Source organism: Pseudomonas sp. NMI542_15 (assembly GCF_021283425.1).
Lineage (GTDB): Bacteria > Pseudomonadota > Gammaproteobacteria > Pseudomonadales > Pseudomonadaceae > Aquipseudomonas > Aquipseudomonas fortuita.
Map to the genome: position 1 here is coordinate 1 of NZ_JAJSRO010000030.1, position 13,366 is coordinate 13,366.

Here is a 13,366-nt window from a genome sequence, read left to right on the forward strand (position 1 = left end):
TTCGCTGTTCGCTGTTCGCTGTTCGCTGTTCGCGTTCAGGTGTGAGCATCAACAATGAGTCAACATTCATTTTCAAAGGTGGCGCCAAATCACCTTTCCGCCCTTACGGCGGGTCACTTTTTGTCAAACGCGACAAAAAGTAACCAAAAAACGCTGGCTCCCATCATCCGGCCCCTGCGCTGCGCTCCGGGGTCCCCTCGCTCCGGGCTTGCTCCCGGGAGGACCGCGCTGCAGGCCCCATCCTGGGGCCCAGCGCTTGACGGGCATCCATGCCCGTCACCTCCCTCCGCAAGCCCTACGCTCGGCCTCCTGAAGTCGCAATCCGCGTCGCCTGGGCTATCGCGCGCTTAGAAGCAAAAGCCGAAGCAAGAGCAAACGGTGGGGAACCCGGCGAACCCAGCCGGCCTCTCAATTCAACAGGCCTTCTTTAGAGGACGCCGCACATGAAATGCCTGATGCCTTGGTTAATCGCAGCCAGCCTGGCAGGTTGCGGCGAAACAGCCCTGTTGAGCGTAAACGACGGCAGCGGGCCAAACCCCCGCCTCCCCACCCCCGTCACAACACTGATCCCCACCGTAAATATCGCCCCTGCAGTGGGCTGGCCAAAGGGCAGCAAGCCGACCCCGGCACCAGGCACCCAGGTCAAAGCCTTCGCCAGCGGCCTCGACCACCCGCGCTGGCTCTACTTGCTGCCCAACGGCGATGTACTGGTGGCAGAGACCAACGCGCCACCCAAGCCCGAAGATGGCAAGGGCATTCGCGGCTGGGCCATGGACAAGGCGATGAAACGTGCCCGCGCGACCGTACCCAGCGCCAACCGTATAACCCTGCTGCGCGATGCCGACCATGACGGGGTGGCAGAAACTCGCACCCCTTTCATCGAAGGGCTCAACTCACCCTTCGGCATGACCCTGGTGGGCAAGGACTTGTACGTGGCCGACACCGACAGGCTGCTGCGCTTTCACTATGAACCGGGCGCCATGCAGATAACCGATAAAGGCCACCCGGTGACCGCGCTGCCCGGCGGGCCGCTGAACCATCACTGGACCAAGAACGTGATCGCAAGCCCCGATGGCAAGAAGCTTTATGTGACGGTTGGCTCGAACAGCAACATCGGGGAAAACGGTATGCAGAAGGAGCAAGGCCGCGCCGCTATCTGGGAAGTGGACCCCGTAAGCGGCAAGCACCGGCTGTTCGCCACCGGCCTGCGCAACCCCAACGGCCTGGCCTGGGAGCCACACAGCAACGTCTTGTGGACAGCAGTCAATGAACGTGACGAAATCGGCAGCGACCTGGTGCCTGATTACATCACCTCGGTAAAAGACGGCGGCTTCTATGGCTGGCCATACAGCTACTACGGGCAGCATGTAGATCACCGGGTACATCCACAGGCCCCGCAAAAGGTGGCCCAGGCCCTGGCGCCAGACTATGCGGTCGGCCCGCATACCGCATCCCTGGGGCTGGCATTCACCGAGCCTGGTGTACTGCCGCCGCCTTTCGATCAGGGGGCATTGGTCGGCCAGCACGGGTCGTGGAACCGTAAACCACACAGCGGCTACAAAGTGCTGTTCGTACCTTTCGACCGCTCAGGCAAACCTGCCGGCCGCCCCATCGACCTGCTCACGGGGTTTCTCGACCAAGAGGGCAAGGCGATGGGGCGTCCGGTGGGCGTGATCAACGATGGGCAACGCGGTGTATTGGTGGCCGACGATGTCGGCAATGTGATCTGGCGGGTGAGCAAAGCACCTTGAAACCGGGCGGCCTGTATCAGCCCCGTTGAACGGGGCCGCTGCTACAGGCGTTGATCATCAGGGGTTCTGCGCCAGATGCCCTTGCGGAATCACACGCTTGGCTTGAAGGTAAGCCTTGGCCCAATAGCTGTTGGACAGATAGTCCAGGCGCACCGTGCCACCCGTGGAAGGCGCATGCACAAAACGCCCTTCCCCTACATAAATGCCAGCATGACTGACTTGCGAACCGCCACTGGTGGCAAAGAACACCAGGTCGCCGGATTGCAGTGCCTTGGCATCCACCGTAGGTGCACGCATGACGATCATCTCCCGCGTTGAACGCGGCAAGCTGATACCGGCCGCGTCACGGTAGACGTATTTGATCAAACCACTGCAGTCGAAGCCGGAGTCCGGGGTGTTGCCGCCCCAGCGATAGGGCGTGCCCACCAGGCCAATGGCGCGGATCAATACGTCATCGGCAATCGGCGAAGGGCTTGGCTGGCTGTAAGTAACCTGCGGCGTAACCACAGGGGCCGGCGCAGGCGCACGGCTGGAGCAGGCAGCAAGCAATGCTGCCAGGGAGAGAAATGCAAAGCGCGCCATCTTTATCATGGCCAGAACATCCTGTCTGAGACCGCTGCGCTGCAGCCGAAAAGAGTTGAGAATTTAGATTAGACGCTTTCTGTAAATGCGCACGGCGGCGAGCTTTTTTCAAAGCATCGCCGCCGCAGCAGGATATATCATTTTGCTATCAGTTGCGCGCGATGTTGGTCGGCGCCATGGCCAAGGCACGCTTGGCTTCAATGAAGGTCTTGCTCCAGTAGCGGTCACCGAGGCTGTCGATGCGAACGCCACCGCTGCGGCGGCTGCTGGAGTGGATGAACTGGTTGTCACCCAGGTAGATCCCGGCATGGCTCACACGACCGCGGCCGTTGGTGCTGAAGAACAGCAGGTCACCTGGCTTGAGCTTGTTGCGGGCCACTTTCGGGGCATCGACGTTGATCATTTCACGCGTGGAACGCGGCAGGGTCATGCCCGCTTCTTCGCGGAACAGATAGCCGATGAAACCGCTGCAGTCGAAACCGGACTTTTCCGAGGTACCACCGAAGCGGTAGCGGGTGCCGATCAACGACATGCCGCGCTCGAGAATGCTGTCCGCCAGTACCGGCAACTGGTAAGGCTTGCTGTTGCTGGAGAAAGCCTCCAGGTCATCTTCAGTGGCCAGCTCTTCCGGTTCGCCGAATACCGACGAAGGCGAGGCCTTGGCCTTGATTGCCGATTGTGCGGCGATCGGGGTGTGATCCTGGGGCTGCAGCGCTGAATGAGAAGCTGGGCCTTGGGCCGCGCAGCCAAAAAGCAGGGTCACGAGTGCGAGTGGCACGAGGGGTGCGAAGCGCTTTAGCATGGGCACGACCGTGTCTGTAATCCTTTAGAGGGGGAAACTATGCCCTCTATCATGGCCATTTGCAAATTTTATCGAAAAAGATGTGACTTTTCTGTTTTGCCGCTCTGGCCCAGCGTTTTCAGGGGATTACCAGCCCAGGGTTTCCTTGAGAAACGGGATGGTCAGCTTGCGTTGTGCCTGCAGCGAGGCCTGGTCGAGGCGTTCGAGCAGGTCGAATAGCGCACTCATGCTGCGCGCACCGCGGGTGAGAATGAAGTGGCCGACTTCGTCGGTAAGGTGCAGGCCGCGGCGCGAAGCACGCAACTGCAGGGCACGCAGCTTGTCTTCATCGGACAAGCCACGCATCTGAAACACCAGCGCCAGGGTCAGCCGCGACTTTAGGTCCGGCAGCTTGATCGGCAGCTCCCGTGGCGATGCCGAGGCGGCCAGCAACAGGCGACGGCCACTGTCGCGCAGGCGGTTGAACAGGTGGAACATGGCCTCTTCCCAGTCTGCCTTGCCGGCGATCACATGCAGGTCGTCGATGCACACGAGCTCGTACTGGGCCAGGTAGTCGAGCACCTCCACACCCCGATCGAGCAGTTGCGCCAATGGCAGGTAGACAGCGGGCTCGCCGCGTTGCTGGAAACGGTGGGTGGCGGCCTGCAACAGGTGGCTACGGCCAACACCCTGCTTGCCCCACAGATAGATAAGGCTCTCGGTCCAGCCGGCGTCGGCTTCGCATAGCCGCTCGACGTAACCCAATGCCGCAGCATTGGCGCCCGGATAGTAGTTGATGAAGGTGGCGTCATCGCGCAGGCGCACACCCAGGGGCAACTGGATCGGTGGTTTCATGCTCGCGGGCGGTCGGCAGGACCGCAGGGGGCCTTTGGTGAACAATCTGCAAAGTCTATACCCGCAACGCGGGGCGCACAATCACGGCAATGGATAGCACAAGCAAAATCAACAAGTTGCGCTATTTTGCCGCTGACATCGATCCCTGTGGGAGCGGGCGCGTGCGCGAACACCGGCAAAGCCGGTGCCATGCACCTTGTTACATGCTTGGCGGGCATGCCCGCTCCCACAGGTTTGGCACAGACCTGTCCCTCACAGCTCCGGGTCAATGTCCCCGGCGTACATGTCCGATTCTTTGTACAGGTCATGGGCATGGCGCAGCAGCACCATGATCACCGCCGCCACCGGCAGGGCCAGCAGCACCCCGGTAAAGCCGAACAGCTCACCACCGGCAAGAATGGCAAAGATCACCGCCACCGGGTGCAGCCCGATACGATCGCCTACCAGCAGCGGGGTCAGCACCATGCCTTCCAGCGCCTGCCCGACCATGAACACCGCAACGATACCCAGCATCGGGTACAGGTCACCGCCAAACTGGAACAGGCCGGCCACCAGCGCGGCACCAATGCCGATGATGAAGCCCATGTAAGGCACGATGGCCGCAAGGCCCGCAAGCATGCCGATCAGCAGGCCGAGTTCAAGCCCCACCAGCATGAGCCCGGCTGAATAGATGATGCCCAAAGCCACCATCACCATGAGTTGCCCGCGCACGAATGCCCCCAGCACTTCATGGCATTCGCCAGCCAGGCCCACTACTTGCGGTTCACGCTGGCGCGGTAGCAGGCCGCGCAGCTTGCCCATCATCAGGTCCCAATCGCGCAGCAGATAAAAACCCACCACAGGGATCAGCACCATGTTCGCCAGCCAGGCCATCAATGCCAGGCTCGAGGCAGTGGCCTGAGACAACAGCATGCCAACGATATCGGTGGTCTGCCCCATGTGCGCGCCGATGGCGGCCTTGATCTTGTCGAACTTCCAGAAACCATCGGCCAGGCCCAGGCGACCCTGCACCCAAGGCAGCGCCACCTGTTCGAGCCAATCGAGCATCTGCGGCGCCAGTTCGTACAGGCGCACCAGCTGCTTGGCAAGCATCGGCACCAGCACCAACAACAGGGCGAGCATCAGCAGGGTGAACAGGCTGAACACCACCACAACGCCCCAGGTGCGCGACAGGCCCAGGCGCTCGAGGCGGTCAACCAGCGGGTCGGCCAGGTAGGCCAGCAGGATGCCTACCAGGAACGGCGTAAGGATATTGTGCAAGCTATAAAGCAGCACAGCGATCAGCAGAGCAACACCCAGCCAGATCCAGCGACGAACATCGGTCACGGTATGCTCCTCTTACCAGCGAAAACGCAGGCCGTCGAACGGCTTGGGCGCAGGTGTGGCCGGCGCGGGTTGCTCACCCGTTGCACTCGCAGACGGGGCTGGTGCGGGGGGCATTGCGGGCGCCTGGTCGGCAGGCAGTTCCTGCAACTTGGCCAGGCCAAGCTGGGCACGCAATTGCTCGCGGTTGCCGGTCACGCCATAGGTCAGGGTGGTGCCTTCGGCCATCTGCAGGCGCGGGCCGTAAGGCTCAAGCACACGGGCAAGCTCGGCATAACGCTGCAGGCTCATCCCCTGCACTTGCACCTGCATCTGGCTGCTGGCGCCCGGACGGGCGACATAACGCGGCGCCAGACGGCTGCTTACCGCCAACATCACCGCATCGGCCAAGGCTGCCGGGTCGGCCCCCTCGGCCGTGCCCTGCTCACGCTGGTCGCCCAGCCACAACTGCCACTTGCCCTGCCACTTTCCGTCGGCTTCCTGGGCATGTACCGCCAGCAAGGCGTCGGCGCCGTAGCGTTCAGAGGCCTCGCGCAGTGGGGCCGGGTCGCTGCCTTCGATCTGCTTGGCATTGGCCACCAGTTGCTCCTGCAGGTCGGCCAGTGGCAGGCGCAGCGGCAGACCACGGTGCTGGGCGGCACGACGCAAAGGCTGGGCGCTGGCCTGACCATCACCGACCAGGCTACTGCCTTCGACGCTGTCATTCAGCCACCAGCCGAGAATCGATGGCCGATTGCTACCCCACAGCGCGAGGCCGGCCTTGCGCAGGGCGCGCTCGGTACTACCCGGGTCGAACTCGACCAGCACCGACTCGGGCGGGCCGGCTTCGCTGCCGACCTGGTTGATGATTTGCTGCGGATCCTTGCGCAGGTCGGCCAACGCCGGGCTCTGCGCTGCCTTTGGGTCGCCGGTCAGGCGCAGCACCAGCGTGTCGAGGGCTTTGGCGGTGGCAGCGGTACGGGCTTCGGCGCCCTGCCCGGTGACCGGCTCGCGCACCTGATAAAGGCCGGAAACATTTTCAGCCAAGGCAGTGGCCGAGATCAGGGCCAGGCAACCGGTTGCCAGAATATTGAACAAACGCATGGAGGATTCCTGTCCAGTTACCGCAATGTCTATACCTTATACACGGGGGCGCAAGGTAACCAGTCGTGAGAGGGTGAAAGATTGGTTGCGGGGTGTTGTCGGGAGCGTGCGCCGGGTCGGACAGGTGTTCGCCACGACAGGTTCAGTGCCTGGGCGAGCGAGCGCCGCCCGCTCGACGCATCGCAAGCGAAGTTCGCGCCTGGATCTGTTTCGGGCCAATGTCGCTTGTGCCTGAGCGCTCAACCGCCTTGTTTGTCCGGCAAGATAGCCATTTTCATGCCCTGCCCGTCGGCCTGAGGATGGCCGCTGCCCGGCAACCCTGATAAAATCGCGCGCCTTCACAGACCACTGACGTTTCAGGCAGCCGCCGCTTACCCGCCGGTCTTGGCCGTCATGGTCGTTTTTAAGAATCCCTCCCTCCTAAAGGCCTGGATCAATGAGCAAGCAACCCTCCCTGAGCTACAAGGACGCCGGTGTAGACATCGACGCCGGCGAAGCACTGGTCGAACGCATCAAGGGCGTGGCAAAACGCACCGCACGCCCTGAAGTCATGGGTGGCCTGGGCGGCTTCGGCGCCCTCTGCGAGATCCCGGCCGGCTATAAGCAGCCAGTACTGGTCTCCGGCACCGACGGCGTCGGCACCAAGCTGCGCCTGGCGCTGAACCTGAACAAGCACGACAGCATCGGCCAGGACCTGGTCGCCATGTGCGTCAACGACCTGGTGGTGTGCGGTGCCGAGCCGCTGTTCTTCCTCGACTACTACGCCACCGGCAAACTGAATGTTGACGTGGCTGCCACCGTGGTTACCGGCATTGGCGCCGGTTGCGAACTGGCTGGTTGCTCGCTGGTGGGTGGTGAAACCGCCGAAATGCCTGGTATGTACGAAGGCGAAGACTACGACCTGGCCGGCTTCTGCGTCGGCGTGGTGGAAAAGGCCGAGATCATCGACGGCTCCAAGGTTGCCACTGGCGACGCGCTGATCGCCCTGCCGTCTTCGGGCCCGCACTCCAACGGCTACTCGCTGATCCGCAAGATCCTCGAAGTGTCCGCCACCGACATCGAGAACACCCAGCTGGACGGCAAACCGCTGACCGACCTGCTGATGGCGCCTACCCGCATCTACGTCAAGCCGCTGCTGCAGCTGATCAAGAACACCGGTGCCGTGAAGGCCATGGCCCACATCACCGGTGGCGGCCTGCTGGACAACATCCCGCGCGTACTGCCGAAAAACGCCCAGGCCGTGGTTGACGTAGCCAGCTGGCAGCGCCCGGTGGTGTTCGACTTCCTGCAGGAAAAAGGCAACGTCGACGAGCATGAGATGCACCGTGTGCTGAACTGCGGCGTGGGCATGGTCATTTGCGTAGCCCAGGATCAGGTCGAAGCTGCCCTGAACGAACTGCGCGCCGCCGGTGAGCAGCCATGGGTGATCGGCCACATCGCCGAAGCCGCCGAAGGCGCCGCCCAGGTCGAGCTGCAAAACCTCAAGGCACACTGATGCCAAGCAAGACCTGCAATGTAGTGGTGTTGCTGTCGGGCTCCGGCAGCAACCTGCAAGCCCTGATTGACAGCTGCCAAGGCCAAAACAGCCCGGTGCGCATCCGTGCGGTGGTTTCCAACCGCGCCGATGCCTACGGCCTGCAACGCGCAGCGGCGGCCGGCATCGACACCGTCGTGCTCGACCACACCCAGTTCGACGGCCGTGAGGCCTTCGATGCCGCGCTGATGGCGCGCATCGACGGCTTCGCTCCCGACCTGGTGGTGCTGGCCGGTTTCATGCGCATCCTCAGTGGCGGCTTTGTGCGCCACTATCAAGGCCGCCTGCTCAACATTCACCCGTCGTTGCTGCCCAAATACAAGGGCCTGCATACCCATCGCCGGGCGCTTGAGGCAGGCGACGCCGAACATGGCTGCAGCGTACACTTCGTGACGGAGGAACTCGATGGCGGCCCACTGGTCGTACAGGCTGTGGTACCGGTTGCGTCTGACGACACCGTCGAAAGCCTGGCCCAGCGGGTACACCATCAGGAACACCTGATCTATCCGCTGGCAGTGCGCTGGTTCGCTGAAGGGCGCTTGCGCCTTGGCGAACAGGGTGCATTACTGGATGGCCAGCCGCTGGCGGCCAGCGGCCACTTGATTCGATCCTAGGAGAATTTATGCGTCGCGCCCTGCTCTTGGCTCTTGCCGTGCTTGCCCTGCCCCTCCAGGCAGCTGACCTCAAGCCTTTCTCGGCCAGCTACACCGCCGACTGGAAGCAGCTGCCCATGAGTGGCACCGCCGAGCGCAGCCTGGTCAAGAATGCCAACGGTACCTGGGACCTTAACTTCAAGGCTTCCATGATGATCGCCAGCCTGACCGAGCAAAGCACCCTGCGCCTGGAAAACGACACCCTGCTGCCGCAGAAGTACCATTTCGAGCGCGGCGGCCTGGGCAAAGCCAAGAAGGTCGACCTGAACTTCGACTGGACCGGCAAGAAGGTCACCGGCAGCGACCGTGGCGATGCCATCAACCTGCCACTGATCCGCGGCGTGCTGGACAAGTCGTCCTACCAGCTGGCGCTGCAGCATGACGTGGCGGCCGGCAAGAAGAGCATGACCTACCAGGTGGTCGACGGTGACGAGATCGACACCTACGACTTCCGTGTACTGGGTACCGAAAAGGTCACCACCAAGACCGGCCAGGTCGATGCCGTGAAGGTCGAGCGCGTGCGCGACCCAAGCCAGAGTAAACGCATCACCGAGCTGTGGTTCGCCAAGAGTTGGGACTACCTGCTGGTGCAACTGCGCCAGGTCGAGACTGATGGCAAGGAGTATGTGATCGTGCTGCAGGATGGCACGGTCGATGGCAAGCCGGTGAAGGGCAACTGACCCCGCACTGCCAGCAGCACCCGAAGCCCCGCTCAGTGCGGGGCTTTTTGTGCCTGCCCTGCACCGCCATCGCTTCATGAAACTTGTTTCATGCCCGTTTTATTTACTTAGCCTGCTAACAAACTCTATAAAGAGGGTGTGCGACACACTGTCGCAGCCAACTGAAGAAGTGGAGTTTACCGATGACAGTCCAAGTAACCGAACGCGACGAATCGAAAATGTCCCACGAAGGCCTGGCCGCTGGCGTGCGGATCTGGGATGTGCACCAACAAGGCCAACTGGTGGGCATGTTCCACAATGAACACGAAGCACACCAGTACCGCGCAGAGCTGGAAGACCTGGAAAGCCAGCGCACCACGCAGTAGCCCTCTTCAAATAAAAAACCCCGCCAAGGCGGGGTTTTTGGTTTTTACCACATCAGATCGTCCGGGATCTTGTAGGCCGCGTACGGGTCATCCTCGTCCGCTTCCTCGACATGGGTGTTGAGCAGCAGAATGCGGTTGGGGTCGCGCTCCTGGATCTTGACCGCCGCCTCACGAGGAATGACCTCGTAGCCGCCGGCATGGGCCACGACCGCCAGTGCGCCGTTACTCAACTTGGTCCGCATCAGGGCATTGACAGCAATGCGCTTGACCTTCTTGTCGTCGACAAAGTTGTAGTAGTCCTCGGTGTTCAGCTTGGGCAGGCGCGTGGCTTCGATCAATTGCTTGACCTGCGCGGCACGGGCCTTCTGCTCAGCCTTTTCCTGCTGCTGGCGATTCAGCTCCTGGTCGCGCTTGACCTTTTCGGCCATGGCTTCCTTGGCAATGCGCTGTTGGCTGTCGTCGACTTCGACCTGGCCTTTGTGCTCCATGCGCTTCTGTTTCTTTTCAGCTTTGTTGGTCTGCGAGACCTGTTTCTGGTTGACCAGACCGGCTTTGAGCAATTGGTCGCGAAGGGAAAGGCTCATGAATGTTCACTCACTTATGCAACAGCTCAGCCGCAGCTGGGCAGGTTCTTTTCCTGACGCTTGGCTTCACCCCAAAGGGCGTCCAGTTCGTCAAGGTCACAATCTTCAATGGGGCGACCACTGTCGCGCAACGCCTGTTCGATAAAACGGAAACGTCGCTCGAACTTGCGGTTGGCGCGGCGCAGGGCGTTTTCCGGGTCTTGCTTGAGGTGGCGGGCCAGGTTGACGGCGGCGAACAGCAGGTCGCCCACCTCGTCTTCAAGCGCATCGGCATCACCGTCGGCCATGGCCTGAAGCACTTCATCCAGCTCTTCGCGCACCTTGTCCAGCACCGGCAATGCAGCAGGCCAGTCGAAACCGACCGTGGCCGCACGCTTTTGCAGTTTGGCTGCCCGCGACAGGGCCGGCAAGGCTGACGGTACATCGTCGAGCAACGACAGTTGCTCGGGTGTGCTTTTCTCGGCCCGCTCCTGGGCCTTGATCTCTTCCCAGCGTGACTTGACCTGGGCCTCGTTCAGGCTGGGCGTATCCAGCGGCGCATACAGCTCGCCGGTAGGGAATACATGTGGGTGGCGGCGGATCAGCTTGCGGGTGATGCTGTCGACCACGCCATCGAACTCGAAACGGCCCTCTTCCCGGGCCAGTTGGCTGTAGTAGACCACCTGGAACAGCAAGTCGCCCAGCTCACCCTGCAGGTGCTCGAAATCGCCGCGCTCGATGGTGTCGGCGACTTCGTAGGCTTCTTCGATGGTGTGCGCAACGATACTCGCGTAGTTCTGCTGAAGATCCCACGGGCAGCCATATTGCGGGTCGCGCAGGCGGGCCATGAGGTGCAGCAGGTCTTCGAGGGTGTAGGTCATCTAGACAGGTCCTTCGGCAGTGGCTTCTTCGCAGGCTTGCCCGCGAAGAAGGCCACGCAATCTCAAGGGGTTCTATTACGCCGCGTCTCGATGATGTTCGGCAACTGCGAAATCCGCCCCAGCAGGCGCCCCAGCGCATCCAGGCCTGGAATCTCGATGGTCAGCGACATCAACGCAGTGTTGTCTTCCTTGTTCGATCGGGTGTTCACCGCCAGCACGTTGATCTTCTCGTTCAGCAGCACCTGCGACACGTCGCGCAGCAACCCCGGGCGGTCGTAGGCACGGATAACGATGTCGACCGGATAGGTCTGCACCGGGATCGGCCCCCAGCTCACCTGGATCATGCGCTCCGGCTCCTTGCCCGCCAGCTGCAGCACCGAGGCGCAATCCTGGCGGTGGATACTCACGCCACGGCCCTGGGTGATATAACCGACGATGGCGTCGCCCGGCAGCGGCTGGCAGCAGCCGGCCATCTGCGTCAGCAGGTTGCCGACCCCCTGAATCTGGATGTCGCCACGCTTGCCGCTGCGCGGCCCGGTAGGTTTGCGCGGGACCAGTTCGATCTGCTCGATACGCTCGGGCTCCAGCAATTGCTGGGCGGCGTTGACCAGGTGGGCCAGGCGCAGGTCGCCCGCGCCAAGCGAGGCGAACATGTCCTCGGCAGTCTTGACGTTGGTCTTCTCTGCCAGGCGCTCGAAGTCCACCTGCGGCAAACCCAGGCGGCTGAGCTCGCGTTCGAGCAGGGTTTTGCCGGCGGCTACGTTCTGGTCGCGCGCCTGCAGCTTGAACCAGTGCACGATCTTTGCCCGCGCCCGCGAGGTGGTGACGTAGCCCAGGTTGGAGTTCAACCAGTCACGGCTGGGGTTGCCGTGCTTGCTGGTGATGATCTCCACCTGCTCACCGGTCTGCAGGCTGTAGTTCAGCGGCACGATACGGCCGTTGATCTTGGCACCCCGGCAGTTGTGGCCGATCTCGGTGTGCACACGGTAGGCGAAGTCCAGCGGGGTCGCGCCCTTGGGCAAGTCGATGGCGTGGCCGTCAGGGGTGAACACATAGACCCGGTCCGGCTCGATGTCGACCCGCAACTGATCGACCAGGCCACCGATGTCGCCCAGCTCTTCGTGCCATTCCAGCACCTGGCGCAGCCAGGAGATCTTCTCTTCGTAATGGTTGGAGCTGGGCTTGACGTCGGTGCCCTTGTAGCGCCAGTGGGCGCAAACCCCCAGCTCGGCCTCTTCATGCATGCCGTGGGTGCGGATCTGCACCTCCAGCACCTTGCCCTCGGGGCCGATCACTGCGGTGTGCAGCGAGCGGTAGCCGTTTTCCTTGGGGTTGGCGATGTAGTCGTCGAACTCTTTGGGGATGTGCCGCCACAGCGTGTGCACGATACCCAGCGCGGTGTAGCAGTCGCGAATTTCCGGCACCAGCACACGCACTGCACGCACGTCGTAGATCTGGCTGAATTCCAGGCCTTTGCGCTGCATCTTGCGCCAGATCGAATAAATATGCTTCGCCCGGCCGCTGATGTCGGCATTGACGCCCGTGGCCAGCAGCTCGTTCTGCAACTGGTTCATCACGTCGCTGATGAAGCGTTCGCGGTCCAGCCGGCGTTCGTGCAGCAGTTTGGCGATCTGCTTGTACTGGTCGGGTTCGAGGTAGCGGAAAGACAGGTCTTCCAGCTCCCACTTGATGTGGCCGATACCCAGGCGGTGCGCCAGCGGCGCATAGATGTCGAACACCTCACGCGCGACACGCAGGCGTTTCTCGTCGTCGGCGGCCTTGACCGCACGGATTGCACAGGTACGCTCGGCCAGCTTGATCAGTGCCACACGCACATCGTCGACCATGGCCACGAGCATCTTGCGCAGGTTCTCGACCTGCGCCTGCGAACCCAGCACCAACGACTGCCGCGGGCTGAGACTGGCGCTGATGGCCGCCATGCGCAACACGCCGTCGATCAGCTTGGACACCACCGGCCCGAACCGCTGGCTGACCTCGGCCAGGGTCACTTTGCCTTCGCGTACCGAACGGTAGATGACCGCTGCCACCAGGGAGTCCTGGTCAAGCTTGAGGTCTGCCAGAATTTCGGCAATTTCCAGGCCTGCCTGGAAACTGGACGTACCGTCCGCCCAGGAATGCTTGGCCGGGTTGCCCTTCTTCTCGATCTCATGGGCAAACTCGCAGGCTTCTTTGAGCGCTGCGCGATCCAGTGCCGAATCGACGCTTACCACATGGTCCAACCATCCTTCGAGATTGATACTGCCGTCGGTGTTGACCGGCTGGTGCACTCTCACCTGTACCATCTTTGTTTTACC

General features: G+C 62.1%; 13 protein-coding genes. 5 read left to right on the forward strand and 8 right to left on the reverse strand.

The features are described 5' to 3' along the window. The first annotated feature begins 443 nt into the window (after window positions 1–443). A complete protein-coding gene (locus tag LU684_RS27545) occupies window positions 444–1,751 on the forward strand; it encodes a PQQ-dependent sugar dehydrogenase (RefSeq protein ID WP_232895255.1) in 1,308 nt (435 codons plus the stop codon). Window positions 1,752–1,808: 57 nt separating this feature from the next. Here the strand turns inward: LU684_RS27545 and LU684_RS27550 are convergent, their stop codons facing one another. The 5 genes from LU684_RS27550 to LU684_RS27570 all read right to left on the reverse strand — a co-directional run bounded on the left by LU684_RS27550 (window position 1,809) and on the right by LU684_RS27570 (window position 6,375). Next, window positions 1,809–2,342 carry a C40 family peptidase gene (locus tag LU684_RS27550; protein ID WP_016485272.1) on the reverse strand — a complete coding sequence of 178 codons (534 nt, stop codon included), beginning with the start codon at window positions 2,340–2,342 and terminating at the stop codon, window positions 1,809–1,811. A 139-nt stretch (window positions 2,343–2,481) separates the two neighbouring features. Continuing rightward, on the reverse strand, window positions 2,482–3,135 hold the full coding sequence (locus LU684_RS27555; protein ID WP_016485271.1) for a C40 family peptidase: 654 nt from the start codon (window positions 3,133–3,135) through the stop codon (window positions 2,482–2,484). 126 nt (window positions 3,136–3,261) lie between these two features. Beyond that, a complete protein-coding gene (hda, locus tag LU684_RS27560; RefSeq protein ID WP_016485270.1) occupies window positions 3,262–3,969 on the reverse strand; it encodes a DnaA regulatory inactivator Hda in 708 nt (235 codons plus the stop codon). Window positions 3,970–4,221: 252 nt separating this feature from the next. Beyond that, window positions 4,222–5,295 (reverse strand): AI-2E family transporter, encoded by a 1,074-nt coding sequence (locus LU684_RS27565; protein ID WP_016485269.1) that lies wholly within the window; start codon window positions 5,293–5,295, stop codon window positions 4,222–4,224. A gap of 12 nt (window positions 5,296–5,307) precedes the next feature. Next, on the reverse strand, window positions 5,308–6,375 hold the full coding sequence (locus LU684_RS27570) for a DUF2066 domain-containing protein (RefSeq protein WP_060519592.1): 1,068 nt from the start codon (window positions 6,373–6,375) through the stop codon (window positions 5,308–5,310). A gap of 436 nt (window positions 6,376–6,811) precedes the next feature. Here LU684_RS27570 and purM point away from each other — a divergent pair, with 436 nt between their 5' ends. The 4 genes from purM (at window position 6,812) to LU684_RS27590 (ending at window position 9,607) form a co-directional block, all read left to right on the forward strand. Further along, the gene (gene purM, locus LU684_RS27575; RefSeq protein WP_016485267.1) at window positions 6,812–7,870 is read left to right on the forward strand and encodes a phosphoribosylformylglycinamidine cyclo-ligase; all 1,059 of its coding nucleotides are present in this window, start codon (window positions 6,812–6,814) and stop codon (window positions 7,868–7,870) included. Next, complete coding sequence (gene purN, locus LU684_RS27580) at window positions 7,870–8,523, forward strand: phosphoribosylglycinamide formyltransferase (RefSeq protein ID WP_070086963.1); 654 nt, start codon at window positions 7,870–7,872, stop codon at window positions 8,521–8,523. The genes purM and purN overlap by 1 nt, the downstream gene beginning before the upstream one ends. A gap of 8 nt (window positions 8,524–8,531) precedes the next feature. After that, complete coding sequence (locus LU684_RS27585; RefSeq protein ID WP_016485265.1) at window positions 8,532–9,242, forward strand: DUF3108 domain-containing protein; 711 nt, start codon at window positions 8,532–8,534, stop codon at window positions 9,240–9,242. A 182-nt stretch (window positions 9,243–9,424) separates the two neighbouring features. After that, the gene (locus LU684_RS27590) at window positions 9,425–9,607 is read left to right on the forward strand and encodes a hypothetical protein (RefSeq protein ID WP_016485264.1); all 183 of its coding nucleotides are present in this window, start codon (window positions 9,425–9,427) and stop codon (window positions 9,605–9,607) included. 44 nt (window positions 9,608–9,651) lie between these two features. On the opposite strand, the gene LU684_RS27595 is transcribed toward LU684_RS27590, so the two are convergent. The 3 genes from LU684_RS27595 to relA form a co-directional block, all read right to left on the reverse strand. Then, window positions 9,652–10,191 (reverse strand): DUF2058 domain-containing protein, encoded by a 540-nt coding sequence (locus LU684_RS27595; protein ID WP_016485263.1) that lies wholly within the window; start codon window positions 10,189–10,191, stop codon window positions 9,652–9,654. 26 nt (window positions 10,192–10,217) lie between these two features. Beyond that, entirely contained in the window at window positions 10,218–11,051 is an 834-nt protein-coding gene (gene mazG / locus LU684_RS27600; RefSeq protein WP_016485262.1) for a nucleoside triphosphate pyrophosphohydrolase, read from the reverse strand. 62 nt (window positions 11,052–11,113) lie between these two features. Beyond that, a complete protein-coding gene (gene relA, locus LU684_RS27605) occupies window positions 11,114–13,354 on the reverse strand; it encodes a GTP diphosphokinase (protein WP_016485261.1) in 2,241 nt (746 codons plus the stop codon). Window positions 13,355–13,366 lie beyond the last annotated feature (12 nt).